The sequence below is a fragment of the Johnsonella ignava ATCC 51276 genome, from assembly GCF_000235445.1.
Lineage (GTDB): Bacteria > Bacillota > Clostridia > Lachnospirales > Lachnospiraceae > Johnsonella > Johnsonella ignava.
The window spans coordinates 37,891-55,297 of the sequence record NZ_JH378830.1; the positions used below are offsets into that span (position 1 = coordinate 37,891).

Consider the following 17,407-nt stretch of genomic DNA (forward strand, 5'->3'; position numbering starts at 1 on the left):
AAAGTCAAGAAGAATTTTACAATTGTATAAATGTTTTTAAAAACAAGAAACATTTTAGGCTATAAATATTATAAAAATAGTATATTATGTTTTATAACTGAAAGTAATATAATATTAGTATTACGGTGATAAAACAAATACTTGACATTTTCAATTTAATTGTATAAAATAAAATTATGGTTTATATAATTTTAATATTATTAGAGCTATAAAAAACAATTATTTTTGGAGGAATTAATATGGCAGCTCTGTGTATTACAGAAGATAATTTTGATGAAATAGCCTTAAAATCAAATAAAACTGTAATTATTGACTTCTGGGCTCCGTGGTGCAATCCATGCAGGGCACTTTTACCTATACTTGATGAAGTTGCAAGAGAAACCGACGAATTCATAGTAGGAAAGGTCAATGTAGATGTGGAAAAAGAACTTGCAAAGAGATATAAGGTAAGGACTGTTCCAAGTATTCTTGTTTTTAAACTTGGAATGCTTGTAAAAACATCTGTAGGTTTTATATCAAAAGAAGAAATTTATGATTTGGTTAAATAATAAGGTTTGGAGATAAAGAGATTAAGATGATTGACAAATATGAGGCGCTGAAGCTCGATAATCAGGTATGTTTTCCTCTTTATGCCTGCTCAAAGGAGATAGTGAGAGCATACACCCCGTTTTTAAAAAAGCTTGATATCACATATACCCAGTATATTACTATGCTTGTTTTATGGGAAGAAAAGCAGGTATATGTAAAGGATCTCGGAAAAAAATTGTACCTTGATTCAGGTACGCTTACACCGGTATTAAAGAAACTTGAACATAAAGGTCTTGTAAAGAGGGACAGGTGTAAGTCGGATGAGAGAAATTTATGTGTTACACTTACTGCTGAAGGTGAGCGGCTTAAAGAAGAGGCGGCAAATATACCGCCTAAGATGAGAGAATGTTTAAGGATAGATAATGAAGAAAAAGAGGTTCTATGCAGGCTACTTGCAAAGGTGCTTGAGGGAGTTGTACCTGAATAGCATTGTGTAGGGTTTATTATATATTTATGTATTGATTGGTTTTATTATTTTAAATTTATTTTTACGGCAGCTTATGATGCCTTCATGCTGAAGTTTGCTGATCTCATTTGAAAGTGCACTGCGGTCAACAAACAGAAAGTCGGCAAGCTCCTGTCGGTTGAAGGGTATTTCAAAGCTGTCAGCTTTGTTTTTTATGGATTCTGCACTAAGATAGGCAAGCAGCCTGTCCCTTATCTTTTTCTTTGATATATAATTAATTTTCTGGTTTAAAATAAGGTTTTTTTCTGCGACAACGGTTAGAAGATTCTGTACTATCCTGTTGTGAAAATCACATGCCACTGAACATATATGTATAAATCTTTCTATATTAAAAAACATAACAGTAGACTGTTCTTTTGCTATTATATTTATATCAACCGGTCTGTGCGAAAAACATGCATAACTTTCAGCGAAACTCATTGAAGGTGTTATCTCTGATATTATACTCAGATTTCCCCATATATCATCACGCTCTACCATTATCATGCCTGACATCAAAAGCCCTATTGAAGATATAGATTCGCCGTTTCTGAGTATATATTCATGCTTTTTATAGTTTGCAACCCTAGGGGCAAGGCAGTGTATCAGGACTTCAAGCTCATCTTTATGTATGCCTGAAAAAAGTACTGATGAGAGGATCCTGTCAGAGTATTGTTCCAAAATGGTGCTTTCTTCCATAAAATGCTCCTTATTTAAAATTAAATATTATACATGTGTTGTAATAACAACAGACTTTATTACTGTATTATAGTATAATAAACCCGTAAAAACAAGCACAATAACAATAATAACAACAAAAAGTAAATAAATCCGCTGAAAGGAGTCAGTTATGAACAATAAACTAAAAAATGTAGAACATGAAGAAATATTTAAATTTGTAGATTTGGTTGAGCAAAAGGATGGTCAGATAGTAAGTAAAACCCTTGCACAGAATAAGGCTGTAAGTGTTACTGTATTTGCTTTTTCAAAGGGAGAGGAGATAAGCACTCATGAGTCTGACGGAGATGCACTTGTAAATGTGATTGAGGGCAGGGGCAAATTTACCATTGACGGCAAGGAGTATATACTTAATGCCGGAGAAAGTATAGTTATGCCTGCCAGAAAGCCACATGCAGTATATGGTGAGGAGAATTTTAAATTTATACTTACTGTAATTTTTTAACATAGGTCTGTAAATAAGGTGGTATTTTTATTTCAAAGATAAATTCAGAATTTACTGACCTGTTGATTTTATAAATTATTTATTTTAAGAGGAGATTTTTATGAGCGGTTTTTTAGGACCAATACATATCTGGTTGTATAATAAGATAAAATTTCAGGATGGTCTTACAAAACTTTTTATATCACTTGCTGATGAAAAAAGTTATAGTGTGGAATCATTAAAGGAGATAGATAAATTATGCGGAAGCTTACAGGAAGGAGAGCTTGTAGATCTTATAGATGGCACCAACATACATGGTTGGCTTCAGGAAAGGCTTTCGCTTGTTGAGACAAGACTCGCTTATACGGTTGGTGAGATATTAAAGGGAGGTGCCAGCAGGATTGAAGAGTTATGTAAGACCGCTTTTGAATACGGCAGGAAGTCTGCGGCTGATAAAAACATCACTCCGGCTGGAGGCTATGAGTACCTTGACAATGTACTTTTAAATGGAATGCCGTGTGATAGAGTAAATATAATTACTTCACAAGATGATACAAGTATTAGCTGGGAACAATATGAGGATATACACAGACCATATTGGGAGATGCTTTCTGTAGATGTAGATAATTATTACCGTATAAGGCAGGCTGTTATAGGTGGGATTTTTGAGGATACGGATATTAAGTTTAATGTGCTTAAAAATCAAAATTACAGACTGGAATATAAAAATATTTAATACTGTATATTTTTAATATATTTACATTACATAAGCTATTATATAATGATGTTTTCGCAGTCTGCCCGTGCCGGCAGAATTTGCAATTAGATTTAATTTTAAATTAAATATTTTAAGGAGATAATCCATGCCGGGACTTATTCATATATATACGGGAGACGGTAAAGGAAAGACAACGGCAGCAATCGGACTTGCTGTAAGGACAGCAGGTTCGGGAGGGAAGGTCTTATTTTCACAGTTTTTAAAAGATGGTTCTTCAAGTGAGATAAAGCTTTTAAATAAAATAGATAACATAAATTGTATATCGTATAAGCATAAAATTAAATTCATAAAAGATATGAGCAGTGAAGAGTTCGATTCTGCATTAAAGCACAATGCCTGTTATTTTGATAAGATTAGAGAAGAGGCTGTAAAGAATAATTACTCTCTGTTTATAATGGATGAATTTATAGAGGCTTATAATTTCGGACTGATTGACAAGGCAAAAGCCATGGAGTTTTTGGAAACAAAACCTTCATGGCTTGAAGTCGTTCTTACAGGAAGAAATGCTCCGGCAAAGATATGTAATATTGCTGACTATATAAGTGAAATAAAGAAGATAAAGCATCCGTTTGATATAGGGGTATATGCCAGAAAAGGAATAGAATATTGAATGCTGTAAGCTTTTGATTAGACATGTATTTTTGAAATATGTAATATAAAGCAACTGTATAATAAAATAAATAATAATCTATTATGCTTATAAAATATTATAAAATGATATAAATCAAGATAAATGAATATAGATGAATATAATGAAAAATACTCTAAGAACTCCTTAAAAGCCGGATATACAACCGGAACCTGTGCAGCAGCCGCAGCAAAGGCGGCGTTTATGATACTGGAAGGAAAGGATGTTTTAGAAGTTAGAGTATCAACTCCGGCAGGAATAGATCTTAATATACCGGTGCTTGATATTAAAGTGTATGAAAAAAGTGCTTCATGTGCGATTCGGAAGTATTCAGGTGATGATCCCGATATAACTGACGGTATGCTTATATATGCACATGTAAGTATTAAGAATATAAATAGGGATAAAACTGTAAGAGTATTTATAGAGGGTGGTCGGGGAATAGGAAGAATTACAAGACCGGGGCTTGAGCAGAAAGTAGGCGAGGCTGCTATAAATTCGATTCCGAGAGAGATGATTAAAAGGCATATAACTGAATGTGCCGAAAATATGAAAGTTTTTGCAGATATAGAGGTTCTTATATATGCACCATGTGGTAAGCAGATTGCAAAAAAAACTTTTAATCCGAAGCTTGGAATCGAAGGAGGGATATCAATACTTGGAACTACCGGTATGGTAACTCCAATGAGCAAAGCGGCACTTATAGATACTATTAAAGTTGAAATGAAGATGAGACTGCTGAATTCAAATATTGTAATAGGAGTTCCGGGAAATTACGGGCTTGAATTTACAAAAAAAATTATGGCATATCCGATGATATGACTGTTGAATTCAGCAATTATATAGGTGAGGCGATTGACTGTGCCGTTGCACTTGATGCTTCAGGGCTTCTTTTGATAGGTCATATAGGAAAATTTGTAAAAGCTGCGGCAGGTATTATGAATACACATTCAAATGAAGCCGATGCGAGGGCTGAAGTGATTGCGGCACATGTATTAAAAGCAGGTATTTCTGAAAAACAATTTTCTGAATATATATTTGATGATGCATTTATAAAAAAAAGGTATTTACTTGCACTTAAGATTCTTAATTCAAATACTACCGTTGAAGCGGTACGCCTATTAAAGGATGAGAATATGCTGGAGTCTGTGATGAATTCACTTGCAGATTCAATGTACAGTTCAATTATGTCAAGAGCACAAAAGGCGTTTTATATGCTTAGGAAAAATAAAAAAATACAATATACATATAAAGAAGAAGGTGCCGTAAATACAATAAATACACAGTCTGATATGAAAATGAGTATAGGTATAATTACATTTACAAATGAGGACGGAGAGCTTGCAAGAGCAGGAAAAGCTTCGGAATTACTGAAACAGATAAAGAATGCATATAAAAGTGAAGAAATGAAATAAGAGCCTATTTAATAAATATATGCAAAATAGTATAAAATATCAAATTTGGAGATAAGTATGGCAAAATTATATGGTGTCGGTGTAGGTCCCGGAGACCCTGAACTTATGACACTTAAGGCTGTAAATACAATAAAAAAATGCAGTGTAATAGCTTTTCCACATAGGAAAACCGCATATGAGATAGCACTTGCAGCCTGCCCTGAGATAAAACATAAAAAGCTTGTAAGCCTTGAACTGCCTATGACAAAAAGTAAAGAGGAAATATATGCGGCACATAAAAAGGCGGCTTTTATTTTAGAAGAATATATTAAAAACAATGAAGATACGGCTTTTTTAACATTGGGCGATCCATGTATATATTCAACATTTATGTATATTGAAAGGATAGTATCCATGCATGGATATGAGACACGGATAATATCAGGGGTACCGTCTTTTTGTGCTGCTTCTGCAGCTTTTAAAATATCACTTGCTGATGGAAAAAAACAGATTCATATATCGGCAGGAGATGATGATATAGACGAAGTATTAAATTATAATGGCTGTCGTATATTTATGAAGGCAGGAAAATCGCTTAAAAATATAAATGACAGAATACTTAAAGCTAAGTCCAAAGCATATGTGGCAGTAAACTGCACTATGGATAATGAAAGGTTGTATACAGATATTGCAGATATAATAAAGACGGATGGAGATATAGGATATTTCAGTCTGGTCATAGTAAAGGATGAGAAAGATTAAAACCTGTAACCGTTCTGTATTAAATTGATTTTAAAAATCTTATTTTAAGGAAAATTTATATTATGAATACGGTTTATATTGTCGGGATAGGTCCCGGAGAATATAAAAAGATGACAATTGAAGCGGTTGATATATTAAAAAAATGTGATATTATAGTAGGATATACTGTATATATACAGTTGCTTATGCCCTATTTTCCACAAAAGACATATATTGATACACCTATGAAAAAAGAGGAAGAAAGATGCAGACTGGCATTTCAAACTGCACAAAAAGGACATGATGTGGCACTTGTTTGTTCAGGAGATGCAGGTGTATACGGTCTTGCAGGACTTATGATTTTGCTTGAAAAAGAATATCCGGGATGTCGCACGGAAGTGGTGGCAGGTGTAAGTTCAATGCTTTCAGGTGCTGCCGTGCTGGGTGCACCGCTTATACATGATTTTGCAGTTATAAGTTTAAGCGATTTGCTTACACCTTGGGAAAAAATAGAAAAGAGATTATTATATGCTGCAGAGGCGGATTTTGTAATATGTATATATAATCCTTCAAGTAAAAAAAGAGCTGATTATCTGCAAAAAGCATGTGATATTATTTTAAATAAAAGATCTGAAACTACTGAATGTGCAGTGGTAAGAAACATAGGAAGGCAGGGTGAAGAAAGTGTATGTATGACATTAAAGTGCTTAAGAGAATATAGGGCGGATATGTTCTGCACTGTATTTATAGGCAGTTCAATGACAAAAAGGATTGGAGAAAGGCTTGTAACGCCACGTGGTTATAATATTGAAAAGTTTTGATTAAATACCGGAAATATATATTATATAAACTTTCGGTATATTCTAAAAATTGCGGGACGGTTTTGCGGGTACAATTATGGAGAAAATACTTATATTTGGAGGCACATCAGAAGGCAGAGAGCTTGCTCTGATGTGTGAAAACAGTGAACTACCTGCTTATATCTGTGTTGCAGGAAATTATGGAAGCGGTGTTTTAGGTAATTTAAAACATGTAAAAATAATAGAGGGAAAAAAAGACAGTGCCGATATGTTAAGTCTTATTAAGGAACTTGGCATATCCGTTGTTTATGATGCGACTCATCCATATGCAGCGGTAGTATCAAAAAATATAAAATCCGCTTGTAAAAAGTCAAAAATTAAATATTTAAGAGTCAGAAGAAAAACTGATGACTTTAATGACTGTATAGATGGTAATTCTATAAATAACACATCAGACGATATTTCAGGCAGTGTATCTGTCAGTGATTTTAGCAGCATATATTTAAATAGAAAATCTAAAAAAATATATAATAATATATTTGATTTTGCTGATGTTATAGAAGTGCCTGATATTGAAAGTGCCGTTGAATATTTAAAGGATACACAGGGCAGCATACTCATTTCAACCGGCAGTAAGGAAATATCAAAATATACGTTGCTTGATCCTAAGCGTCTCTATCCCCGTGTGCTTCCAAGTTATGAAAGTATAGAAGCGTGTACTAAGGCAGGTATTGAAAATTCACATATAATTGCAATGCAGGGACCTTTTAATACTGAACTTAATATAGCTATGCTTAATTTTTATAAATGCAGTTATATGGTCAGCAAACAGTCAGGAAATAGAGGGGGATTTAAAGATAAGGTCTATGCCTGTAAAAGCACAGGTACAAAGCTTATAATAATAAAAGCTCCTTCTGAAAAAGGGGGTGTAAGTATAGAAGAGGCTTTGAAAGATATAGAAATGATGAATAAAGCCTATAAAAAAAATATTTGTAAAAAAGAAAAAAATTCCGATAATAAAAGAGATTTAACGGATAGTATATATATATCAGTTAAAGCGGCAGGTATGGGCATGGGTGCTTATGAAAATATGAGCATTGAAACTATAAGGTGTATACTTGAGGCTGATGTTATATGCGGTGCAGTGCGAATGGTCGATAATGCCTGTAAAATCAGGGGGAAATATAATACAGGCAGGGATTTTGATAAATTTGTTTCTTATAAAACAGATGAGATAGTAACATTTATAAAAGAAAAGATAAAATATAAAATAAAAGAAAAAATAAAAAATAAAGAATGTAAATCGGCAGAAGAAAGAACACAGAACATACAAAATTATAATATAGAAAAGGATGTATCATATAACGATATAAATATACATAGATATAATATAGTTATTTTAGTAAGCGGAGACAGCGGTTTTTACAGTCTTGCACAGAATTTATCAGAATATGTGTACCGTATGTTTGATGAGATGGTATTTGAATATAAAGCCGGAGAGATTGATTTAAAAACAGAATTTAATATACTGCCGGGTATATCAAGCATATCATATATGTCTGCAAAATGTATGCTTTCATGGCATGATATGAAAATTATAAGCTTCCACGGAAAAGATGAAGATATAGTATATGAGGTAAAAAATAATTATAAGATTTTTGCACTGACATCAGGAGATAAAACAGTTTCCCGGCTTATGAGAACATTGACCGACCACGGGCTTGGCAAAGTTCTTGTATATGTAGGTGAAAGACTTTCATATGATGATGAAAAAATAACCTGTAAATATGCCTGTGAGCTTACAGAGTATAATTTTGCAAAGCTTACAAGCCTTATTATATTAAATCAGGGATTTAATAACAGGGAAAATGAAAATATTGAATCTAAAAGTGTAATATCGCTTTTCGGTATAGATGATGATAGATTTATCAGAGATAAGGTTCCTATGACAAAGGCGGAGATCAGAGCTGTATCACTTTCAAAGCTTTGTATAAAACCTGATTCAATATGTATAGATATAGGTGCAGGAACAGGCTCTGTAAGTATAGAGATGGCACTTGCCGCATATAAAGGAAAAGTATATGCCATAGAGAAAAATAAAGAAGCATGCAGACTTATAAAAGAAAATATAAAAAAATTTGATCTTGAGGACAGTACAGGTGATGAATATAGTAATTCCTGTAATAATCCGGCTATTGAAATTATAAACTCAGAAGGATATTTTATGCTTAAAAACTTTAAAGAAAGATTTAGCACTTTAACACATGCTTTTATAGGCGGTTCTTCAGGGAAATTGAGTTTAATAGTTGATAAACTGCTTGAGATAAATAAAAATATGAGAATAGTTATAAATGCAATATCTCTGGAAACTGCTTCTGAAATAATAACTATTTTTAAAAAATATGAAAAGGCGGGTTATAGTACACAAATAGTTCAGGTAGCTGTAACAAAAACAAAAAAGGTGGCAGGATATACTATGGCATCGGCTCTTAATCCTGTGTTTATTGGACTACTGCATAATTAAATTTTTAAATTGAGGAGAATGTATGTCGGGAGGTGTTATGATTACCGCAACAGGTTCAAATCATGGCAAGACTATTATAACTTTTGGACTTATAGCGGCGATGAAAAGAAAGGGATTTAAGATAAGAAGCTTTAAGACGGGACCTGACTATATAGATCCTCTTTATCATGAGAAAATAAGCAAAGTAGAATGTATAAATCTTGATCCTTTTTTTGTTGGCGAATATATAGATGAGAATTCATGCACAATAAAAGAAATATTTAAAAGATATACGCAAAATTTCGACTGTGCAGTTACTGAAGGTGCTATGGGATATTTTTCAGGCATATATCTTCAGGAACCAAGAGCAAGTGCATATAGTGTGGCATGTATTATAAAACCTTATGTTATAATTGTAATTGATAAAAATGAACTGTATGAAAAGGGTGCAGGTATAATTAATGAATACATAGAAAAATATATTAAAAGAGGTGAAAGCTCATATATAAAAGGGTTTATTTTAAATAAAATACAGCATGATGAATACAATAAATTTAAATATAAAATTAAAAAAGCTTCCGGCTTGAAGCCGCTCGGGTATATCCCCTATATCAGCGATTTTGAGATTCCAAGCCGGCATCTGGGACTTTATATGCCTGATGATACCGAAGTTAGTGAAAGTATATATAAAATAGTATGCAGGCTTGCGGATATTATGGAAAAAAGTATTAATCTGGAGTATATTATAAAGGCTGCTATTTTAAATAAATCCTTAAATAATGTTAATTTAAATAATATAGAATCATTAAACAATGTCGCTTTAGACAATATAAAACCTTTAAGTACCGCCGTTTTAAATCATATAAAAGAGCCTGAGACTGCTGAATCATCAAAAAATATAAACTTATTAAAACGTGAGGATCTGAAGGTTAGGCTTGCATTTGCCTATGATAAGGCTTTTTTATTTATTTATAAAGAAAATATAAGGATACTTGAGGAAAACGGTTTTGATATAGTTTATTTCAGTCCTTTAAGTGATGACGGACTGCCGGAAAATATTGACTGTATATGGATTCCGGGAGGCTATCCTGAAAGATATGCCAAAGAATTGTCTGAGAATAAAAAAATGATTAATTCAATAAAGAAAGCTTATGCCGACGGCATAAATATAGTAGCTGAATGTGGCGGTTTTATGTATCTTCATGAAAAACTTGAGGATGAAAACGGGAGCTTTTATCCCTGTATAGGGATTATAAAAGGAAATGCCGTAAATAAAAGAAAGCTTGTAAGATTCGGATATATAGAAGTATGTGCAGATAAAGATACATTGCTTTTAAAAAAGACGGAAAAATGCAGATCACATGAGTTTCATTACTGGGACAGTGATAATACTGAGTATTCATGCAGTGCAGTTAAGGCAAACGGCTCAAAATCATGGAGATGTATATATTCTTCAAAAAATATATTTGCAGGCTTTCCACATATATATTTAGGCAGTAATGTTAATATGGCAAAAAATCTGTATAATACAGTAAATTTTAAATAATAATTTAACGGATTTAATTTTTTTAAATATATAAATAGCATGAAAACTATGAATAGAGAAGTATTATTTAAACTTATAAATTCACTTAATGAAAGTGATAAGGAAATTTATAATCTTGTAAAAAAAAGATGGGACTGTCTTGCAAAACCTTTAAACGGATTGGGAAGTTTTGAAAAACAGATTTGTGATATAGCAGCTATTAAAAAAAATACAAGAATAAAGCTTGATAAAAAAGCTGTACTTATAATGTGTGCAGACAACGGGGTAGTTGAGGAAGGTATATCACAGACCGGCAGTGAAGTTACTGCGATAGTTAGCGGTAATTTCACAAAAAATGATGCGGCAAGTATAAATATAATAGCAGGGCAAGCCGGTGCCGATGTTATCCCTGTTGATATAGGTATAGCCGCTGATATTAATAACGATGGCTTAATAAACAGAAAGACCGCATTTGGAACCCGAAACTTTATAAAAGAGGATGCCATGTCTGAGGAAGAACTTATTAACGCCGTTTATACAGGTATTGATATGGTCAGAATGTGCTGTGATATGGGCTATGATATAATCGGCACAGGTGAGATGGGCATAGGTAATACAACTACAAGTTCGGCTGTATGTTCAGTACTTCTCGGGCTCTCTCCAAAAGACACTACCGGAGCCGGGGCAGGGCTTTCAAAAGAAGGAGTGCAGCATAAAATAAATATAATAAACAAAGGAATAGAACTTAGAAAACCCGATAAAACAGATCCGCTTGATGTCGTAAAAAAACTGGGAGGTTTTGATATTGCAGGATTGTGCGGTATATTTATAGGTGCTGCACTTTATTCAGTTCCGGCAGTGCTTGACGGTATAGTAACACTTACCGCCGCATATGCAGCCTGTATGATGAATCCTGTAATTGCAGATTATATTATAGCTTCACATATAAGCAAAGAGCCGGCTGCAGTGTATATACTTGAAAAAATAGGAAAGCGGGGCATAATAGATGCCGGCATGGGGATTGGAGAAGGGACCGGGGCAGGTATGCACTTTATGCTGCTTGATGCCGCACTTAAAGTTTATAACAGGCTGCCGGATTTTAAAGGTATAGGGATAGAGGGATATAAATGCTTTTAAAGGCAGTTTTCAGCTTGGATAATTTTTTAATTACATTAACAGCATATATAATAGATTTAATTATAGGCGATCCGGGCTTTATAATGCATCCGGTAGCAATTATGGGCAGACTGATTTCAATTACTGAAGATGCTGCAAGAAGGCTTGCGGGTAAAAACCGTACATTGATTAAAATAAACGGCTTTATAATAACAGGAGTAAATCTGGCAGCTGCATTATTGACGGCTTTTTTAATAAAAAAAATTATTTATTTACCCGGGAAAAATGTAGGCTTTGTGCTTGAAAGTATTCTGGTATCACAGATGATAGCTGCAAACGGACTAAGAAAAGAAAGTATGAAGGTATATAATGCACTGAAAGGCTCGGGCTGTGCCGAATTTTCGGAAAACTCTATTTCAGAAAGTTCCATCTCTGAAAATTCCATTTCGGAAAACTCTATTAAAGAAGCCAGAGGGGCTGTATCAAGGATAGTCGGCAGAGATACTGAAAATCTCTCATCTGAAGGAGTTATAAAAGCTGCCGTTGAAACGGTGGCTGAAAATTTTTCGGATGGAGTAACTGCACCTGTACTGTTTTCATTTTTATGTGGACTTTCAGGGATTTATTTGTATAAAATGATTAATACTATGGATTCAATGATAGGTTATAAGGACGAAAAATATAAGGAAATAGGTATGTGCGCTGCAAGGCTTGACGATGTTGTAAATTTTATACCTGCAAGAATTTCAGCACTGCTTATGCTTATATCAGGCATAATTTTAAGGTTTAATATAAAAAATGCAGTAAAAGTATTTTTAAAGTACAGGTATAAGCACGCAAGCCCTAATTCGGCACAGACCGAATCTATGGCAGCGGGGCTTTTAGGCATAGAACTTGCAGGCGATGCTTATTATTTCGGTAAATTGTATAAAAAACCTAAAATAGGTACTGCACTTAGAGATGTAGATAAAGATGATATAAAGAGAATAAACAGACTTGTATTTTTAAGCGGAATTTTAATATTTATTACAGGAGGTATATTTTGGTATATTTTATAGGTGCAGGTCCGGGTGATCCCGAGCTTTTGACAATTAAAGGAAAAAGAATAATAGACAGTGCAGACCTTATAATATATACAGGTTCGCTTGTAAATCATGAAATATTAAAAGATGCAAAAAAAAATGCGAAAATTTATAACAGTGCGCTGCTCAATCTTAACGAGATTATTGATTTGATAAGTGATGCCGACAGTATGGGAAAAATGGTTGCGAGGGTTCATACAGGCGATCCGTCTATATACGGTGCACATAGAGAACAGATGAGAGAACTTGAAAAACTGGGGATCAGCTATAAGGTAATACCCGGAGTAAGCTCTTTTAACGCTGCCGCTGCTTCACTGAATATAGAATATACGCTTCCTGACGTAAGTCAGACAATTATAATTACAAGGATGGAGGGAAAAACTCCGGTACCGGAAAAGGAAAGTATAGAATCGCTTTCAATACACAATGCCTCTATGGTAATTTTTTTAAGTGCCGGAATGATTAAAGAGCTTGTAAAGCGCTTATGTGTGCATTATCCTGTAACAACCCCGGCGGCAGTGGTATATAAGGCGAGCTGGGATGATGAAAAGATATTAAAAGGAAGCCTGGCGGATATAGTTAAAAAGGCAAATGAAGCAGGCATTAAAAAAACTGCACTTATTATAGTCGGTGAGATTTTAAATGATAAATTTGGATACTCAAAATTATATGATAAAAATTTTGAGCATGAGTTCAGAAAAACGTCGTATGTAAATGAAGTGAAAAAATCTGAGGTGGGCTTTGCGGACAGTACTGATAATAAATTTAATATAAACAATGCAGACAATATGGATTTAAAATCTGATACAGATGAGAAAAAACAGCATATTCACGGGGGGAATATAATTGAAATATCACGGGATAAAATCTCTGATTTTATTGATTTTTCTGCCAATATAAATCCCTTCGGTATTAATAAAAAAATCAAAGAAAATATAATTAGAAATATTGACCTTATAGAATATTACCCCGTACATATAAATAAAAGACTTGCTGAAAAAATAGCTTTAAGGTATGGCGTATTGAAAGAAAATATAATTATAGGAAACGGTGCTGAAGATCTTATATTCAGAATAATAAATTTATTTAAAAGAGATATAAGGATACTCCTTACCGCACCATGCTTTTCAGGATATAAAGCTGCAGCTTCAGCCTACAATAAAAATCAGATTATATATTATTATTTAGATAATGATATGAATTTAAAAAGTGATTATATAGAATATCTTGATTATAATATAGATATGGCATTTATAACAGTTCCAAACAATCCTACCGGATTGCTTCCTGATAAATCGCTGTTAGAGGAGATATTTAATAAATCTATAAAGAAAAATATTCTTCTTGTAGTTGATGAGTCTTTTCTTGATTTTGTCATAAAGAAAGACGGATATTCATTTGCAGGAAGGATTAAAGAATATGATAAACTTATTGTATTAAGGTCATTTACAAAAATGTATGCAATACCGGGAGTAAGGCTTGGATATGCACTTTGCGGCAGTAAGGATATAATAGGTGCGATGCTTAAAGATGCGCCTTACTGGCAGGTAAATACACTTGCAATGTCAGCGGGTGAAGCGGCACTTGAGGTTGACGGCAGTGAAGAAAAAATAAAAAATTACGCATTTAAGAAAAATATTGAAACTCTAAATATACCTAAGCCTGATGCAGGCGAAAAGAAACTGAAAGCGGATATATTGCAAAAGGGTGATAACAGTTATGAATATAGAGTGGCTGAATATATAGAAGCTGAAAGACATTACCTTGCAAAAGAACTTAGAAAATTTGATTTTAAAGTATATGATGGAAGTGCAAATTATATTTTATTTAAAATATCAAAACAAATTGATTTATATAAAGAGCTTTTAAAATATAATATAATTATAAGGAAATGCAATGATTTTGAAGGACTTGATGACAGCTATTACAGGACTGCAGTCAGATTGCATGAGGATAATAAAAATCTGATAGCTGCACTTAAAAAAATAATGGACTCATATAATTAGCTTAATTTTGATAATTGTTACGAAATATATAATTTGATTTGAACTAAATTATAAGCTCTAAAAAATAGTTTTTAAGAACTTGCAGCCTACTTTAAAGACTTATTAAAATATTTTAATATTAACTATTTTAAAATATAAAGGAGTAAAAATATAATATTATGGCAGACTGTATAATGATACAGGGTACTATGTCAAATTCAGGTAAAAGCTTTGTTGCTGCCGGATTGTGTCGTATATTTACACAGGACGGCATAAGGACTGCACCATTTAAATCACAGAATATGTCAAATAACTCATTTATAACAAATGAGGGGCTTGAGATAGGAACAGCACAGACATTACAGGCAATAGCCTGTAAAATCCCGCCTCTTTCATGTATGAATCCGATACTTTTAAAACCGAACTCGGATGTAGGAAGTCAGGTGATAGTGAATGGGATTGTATATGGCAATATGAATGCTGCAGAATATTATAGGAATAAAAAGAAATTTATACCGGATGTACTAAGTGCTTATAAAAAACTTTATGATAATTATGATGCGGTTGTAATTGAAGGAGCAGGTTCTCCTGCGGAGATAAACCTGCAGGAAGATGATATAGTTAATATGGGGCTTGCCGGTCTTGTGGATGCACCAGTGATACTTGTTGCCGATATAGACAGGGGTGGTGTATTTGCCTCGATTTACGGTACTGTAATGCTTCTTGATAAGGAAGCAAGAGAAAGGATAAAGGGGATTGTAATTAATAAATTCAGAGGAGATCCTGATATACTTATGCCCGGCATCAAAATGATAGAGGATAAAATCGGAAAAAAAGTTATAGGTATTATTCCTTACAAAAGCATAGATATTGAAGATGAGGACAGTCTGTCTGAAAGGCTTGAATATAAAAAGGCGGTAGGAGTCCATAAAAATTTATATAGTTATGAATATTTACATGATTTAAAAACTGTACATAAAAGTGGATTTAATAAACAGACAGAAGCCTGTGTTGAAATTTATATAATAAAGTTTCCACATATATCAAACTTTAATGATTTTAATGTATTTGAGAGGATAGAAAATGTAAATGTAAGATATATAGAAAATGTAGAAATATTTGAAAATACTAAAATGCCGGATATAATAATACTTCCCGGAACTAAAAATACAATGTATGACCTTGCATGGCTTAAAGCTAATAATTTTGAGAATAAAATAAAATCTGCAGCAGACTCAGGAACTATGATAATAGGTATATGCGGAGGCTTTCAGATGCTTGGCGATCTGATTGATGACAGTAATTTTACAGAACATGGAGGACTGATGCATGGATTAGGAATGCTTGATTTAGATACAATATTTGAAACAATAAAAACAAGGGTTGATTTTAACGGTTTTGTGGATACAGGTTGTAAAAATCCTGCATATAAAGTTGATGTCGAAAAATCATATACAGATAGAAATGTTTTTAAATATAAGTCAAATGAAGATCCTTCAATAAAAGGGTATGAGATACATATGGGTACAAGTATAAAAAAAGGCTTCGGAATTGAATTTATAAAAGAGGATAAAAATTCATGCAGACTTGTTTCTTTGTCAAATGAGGATGGCAGTATATGGGGAAGTTATATACACGGTCTTTTTGAAAATGAAGTATTTACTCAAAAGGTTTTAAATATGGCATCAAAAAATAAAATTGATTTTGCAGGGAAGATAAAAGATACGTCGGTATACAGAGATAATCAAATTGATAAACTTGCAGAGCTTATAAGGTCAAATGTTGATATGAATATGGTGTATAAGATATTAAAAAAAAGCATGTAGCTGTGTAAAAGCCGTTAGATTAGTACATAAAACCGGAGCACAGCAGTTTATTAAAAATAAATAAAAACCTGCTGTTGTATAATAATTGCAGTTTTGTCAGCTAAACGAAAATAAAATCACAGGAGGTATACAAGATGGATAAGAACAGTTTAGAACATACTGTTTTGGGGGAATTATGTTTGTAAAACCTGAAATGATAGAAAAGGAAAGTATGAGACTTATTGAAGAGGGTATGGATAAAAAAAGAATTGCTTTTTATTCAAAACGGGAATTAAAAATTGTAAAAAGATGTATACATACCTCTGCTGATTTTGATTACCAGTATAATATGATATTTTCAAAAGATGTTGTGGGTAATGCATTTGAAATATTTAAAAGAGGTGCTGTTGTAGTATGTGATACCGCTATGGCGGCTGCCGGTATAAATAAAAGAGTTCTTGGCGAGCTTAATTCCGAGGTGAGAAGTTTTATTGCTGATGAGGATGTGGCAAAAGAGGCGGCAGAAAGAGGAATAACACGTTCTGCAATATGTATTGAGAGAGCCGCCTCACTTTATGAAAAAAGTAAAAAACCTGTAATTATAGCTGTCGGTAATGCACCTACCGCACTTATAAAACTTCATGAGATGATAAAAGACGGCAGTTTTATACCTGATTTAATAATAGGAGTACCTGTAGGTTTTGTAAATGTAGTTGAGTCGAAAGAGCTTATACTTTCAGACAACTGTAAGTGTATAGTATCTGCCGGAAGAAAAGGCGGCAGCAATATAGCCGCATGTATAGTTAATTCAATTATGTACCAGCTAAAAGAGGAAAATATATAAAGAGAAAAAAG

At 33.2% G+C, this 17,407-nt stretch carries 17 protein-coding genes; 16 read left to right on the top strand and 1 reads right to left on the bottom strand.

Going from position 1 to position 17,407, the window contains the following annotated elements:
• The first annotated feature begins 239 nt into the window (after positions 1–239).
• Both trxA and HMPREF9333_RS02720 read left to right on the top strand, forming a co-directional pair.
• Positions 240–548, top strand: coding sequence for a thioredoxin (trxA, locus tag HMPREF9333_RS02715; protein WP_005539641.1), 309 nt, complete (start codon positions 240–242; stop codon positions 546–548).
• A gap of 26 nt (positions 549–574) precedes the next feature.
• Positions 575–1,015 (top strand): MarR family winged helix-turn-helix transcriptional regulator, encoded by a 441-nt coding sequence (locus HMPREF9333_RS02720; protein ID WP_005539643.1) that lies wholly within the window; start codon positions 575–577, stop codon positions 1,013–1,015.
• 24 nt (positions 1,016–1,039) lie between these two features.
• Here the strand turns inward: HMPREF9333_RS02720 and HMPREF9333_RS02725 are convergent, their stop codons facing one another.
• Positions 1,040–1,732: a Crp/Fnr family transcriptional regulator gene (locus HMPREF9333_RS02725; RefSeq protein ID WP_005539645.1), complete on the bottom strand. Its 693-nt coding sequence runs from the start codon at positions 1,730–1,732 to the stop codon at positions 1,040–1,042.
• A gap of 151 nt (positions 1,733–1,883) precedes the next feature.
• Here HMPREF9333_RS02725 and HMPREF9333_RS02730 point away from each other — a divergent pair, with 151 nt between their 5' ends.
• The 14 genes from HMPREF9333_RS02730 (at position 1,884) to HMPREF9333_RS02790 (ending at position 17,396) form a co-directional block, all read left to right on the top strand.
• Positions 1,884–2,216, top strand: a complete 333-nt coding sequence (locus tag HMPREF9333_RS02730) for a cupin domain-containing protein (protein ID WP_005539646.1) — start codon at positions 1,884–1,886, stop codon at positions 2,214–2,216.
• A gap of 100 nt (positions 2,217–2,316) precedes the next feature.
• Positions 2,317–2,931 carry a hypothetical protein gene (locus HMPREF9333_RS02735; protein WP_005539647.1) on the top strand — a complete coding sequence of 205 codons (615 nt, stop codon included), beginning with the start codon at positions 2,317–2,319 and terminating at the stop codon, positions 2,929–2,931.
• Positions 2,932–3,058: 127 nt separating this feature from the next.
• Positions 3,059–3,583, top strand: a complete 525-nt coding sequence (locus HMPREF9333_RS02740; protein WP_005539648.1) for a cob(I)yrinic acid a,c-diamide adenosyltransferase — start codon at positions 3,059–3,061, stop codon at positions 3,581–3,583.
• A 123-nt stretch (positions 3,584–3,706) separates the two neighbouring features.
• Complete coding sequence (cbiD, locus tag HMPREF9333_RS13460) at positions 3,707–4,423, top strand: cobalt-precorrin-5B (C(1))-methyltransferase CbiD (protein WP_005539649.1); 717 nt, start codon at positions 3,707–3,709, stop codon at positions 4,421–4,423.
• Entirely contained in the window at positions 4,420–5,016 is a 597-nt protein-coding gene (locus tag HMPREF9333_RS13465; protein WP_005539651.1) for a cobalt-precorrin-5B (C(1))-methyltransferase, read from the top strand. The genes cbiD and HMPREF9333_RS13465 overlap by 4 nt, the downstream gene beginning before the upstream one ends.
• Before the next feature lie 57 nt (positions 5,017–5,073).
• Complete coding sequence (gene cobI / locus HMPREF9333_RS02750; protein WP_005539652.1) at positions 5,074–5,757, top strand: precorrin-2 C(20)-methyltransferase; 684 nt, start codon at positions 5,074–5,076, stop codon at positions 5,755–5,757.
• Positions 5,758–5,819: 62 nt separating this feature from the next.
• Positions 5,820–6,557, top strand: coding sequence for a precorrin-3B C(17)-methyltransferase (gene cobJ, locus HMPREF9333_RS02755; protein ID WP_005539653.1), 738 nt, complete (start codon positions 5,820–5,822; stop codon positions 6,555–6,557).
• Between the two features lie 76 nt (positions 6,558–6,633).
• Entirely contained in the window at positions 6,634–9,060 is a 2,427-nt protein-coding gene (gene cbiT, locus HMPREF9333_RS12130) for a precorrin-6Y C5,15-methyltransferase (decarboxylating) subunit CbiT (protein WP_005539654.1), read from the top strand.
• 22 nt (positions 9,061–9,082) lie between these two features.
• Positions 9,083–10,585 (top strand): cobyrinate a,c-diamide synthase, encoded by a 1,503-nt coding sequence (locus HMPREF9333_RS02765; RefSeq protein ID WP_005539655.1) that lies wholly within the window; start codon positions 9,083–9,085, stop codon positions 10,583–10,585.
• Between the two features lie 48 nt (positions 10,586–10,633).
• Positions 10,634–11,701 carry a nicotinate-nucleotide--dimethylbenzimidazole phosphoribosyltransferase gene (cobT, locus tag HMPREF9333_RS02770; RefSeq protein WP_005539656.1) on the top strand — a complete coding sequence of 356 codons (1,068 nt, stop codon included), beginning with the start codon at positions 10,634–10,636 and terminating at the stop codon, positions 11,699–11,701.
• A 14-nt stretch (positions 11,702–11,715) separates the two neighbouring features.
• Entirely contained in the window at positions 11,716–12,738 is a 1,023-nt protein-coding gene (gene cbiB, locus HMPREF9333_RS02775) for an adenosylcobinamide-phosphate synthase CbiB (protein WP_040882187.1), read from the top strand.
• Positions 12,723–14,768, top strand: coding sequence for a precorrin-4 C(11)-methyltransferase (gene cobM / locus HMPREF9333_RS13535; RefSeq protein ID WP_083816564.1), 2,046 nt, complete (start codon positions 12,723–12,725; stop codon positions 14,766–14,768). Before cbiB ends, cobM begins: the two co-directional genes overlap by 16 nt.
• Positions 14,769–14,926: 158 nt before the next feature.
• Positions 14,927–16,573, top strand: a complete 1,647-nt coding sequence (locus tag HMPREF9333_RS02785) for a cobyric acid synthase (RefSeq protein WP_005539661.1) — start codon at positions 14,927–14,929, stop codon at positions 16,571–16,573.
• A gap of 175 nt (positions 16,574–16,748) precedes the next feature.
• Positions 16,749–17,396: a precorrin-8X methylmutase gene (locus HMPREF9333_RS02790; RefSeq protein WP_005539662.1), complete on the top strand. Its 648-nt coding sequence runs from the start codon at positions 16,749–16,751 to the stop codon at positions 17,394–17,396.
• Positions 17,397–17,407 lie beyond the last annotated feature (11 nt).

Bases quoted from the DNA above. Each gene is read 5' to 3' on its own strand.
- HMPREF9333_RS02735 (WP_005539647.1), top strand. From the start codon at position 2,317: ATGAGCGGTTTTTTAGGACCAATACATATCTGGTTGTATAATAAGATA.
- cbiD (WP_005539649.1), top strand. From the start codon at position 3,707: ATGAATATAGATGAATATAATGAAAAATACTCTAAGAACTCCTTAAAA.
- HMPREF9333_RS02790 (WP_005539662.1), top strand. From the start codon at position 16,749: ATGTTTGTAAAACCTGAAATGATAGAAAAGGAAAGTATGAGACTTATT.
- cbiT (WP_005539654.1), top strand. From the start codon at position 6,634: ATGGAGAAAATACTTATATTTGGAGGCACATCAGAAGGCAGAGAGCTT.
- HMPREF9333_RS02720 (WP_005539643.1), top strand. From the start codon at position 575: ATGATTGACAAATATGAGGCGCTGAAGCTCGATAATCAGGTATGTTTT.
- HMPREF9333_RS02740 (WP_005539648.1), top strand. From the start codon at position 3,059: ATGCCGGGACTTATTCATATATATACGGGAGACGGTAAAGGAAAGACA.
- HMPREF9333_RS13465 (WP_005539651.1), top strand. From the start codon at position 4,420: ATGACTGTTGAATTCAGCAATTATATAGGTGAGGCGATTGACTGTGCC.
- HMPREF9333_RS02765 (WP_005539655.1), top strand. From the start codon at position 9,083: ATGTCGGGAGGTGTTATGATTACCGCAACAGGTTCAAATCATGGCAAG.
- trxA (WP_005539641.1), top strand. From the start codon at position 240: ATGGCAGCTCTGTGTATTACAGAAGATAATTTTGATGAAATAGCCTTA.
- cobT (WP_005539656.1), top strand. From the start codon at position 10,634: ATGAATAGAGAAGTATTATTTAAACTTATAAATTCACTTAATGAAAGT.
- cobJ (WP_005539653.1), top strand. From the start codon at position 5,820: ATGAATACGGTTTATATTGTCGGGATAGGTCCCGGAGAATATAAAAAG.
- HMPREF9333_RS02725 (WP_005539645.1), bottom strand. From the start codon at position 1,732: ATGGAAGAAAGCACCATTTTGGAACAATACTCTGACAGGATCCTCTCA.
- HMPREF9333_RS02785 (WP_005539661.1), top strand. From the start codon at position 14,927: ATGGCAGACTGTATAATGATACAGGGTACTATGTCAAATTCAGGTAAA.
- cobI (WP_005539652.1), top strand. From the start codon at position 5,074: ATGGCAAAATTATATGGTGTCGGTGTAGGTCCCGGAGACCCTGAACTT.
- HMPREF9333_RS02730 (WP_005539646.1), top strand. From the start codon at position 1,884: ATGAACAATAAACTAAAAAATGTAGAACATGAAGAAATATTTAAATTT.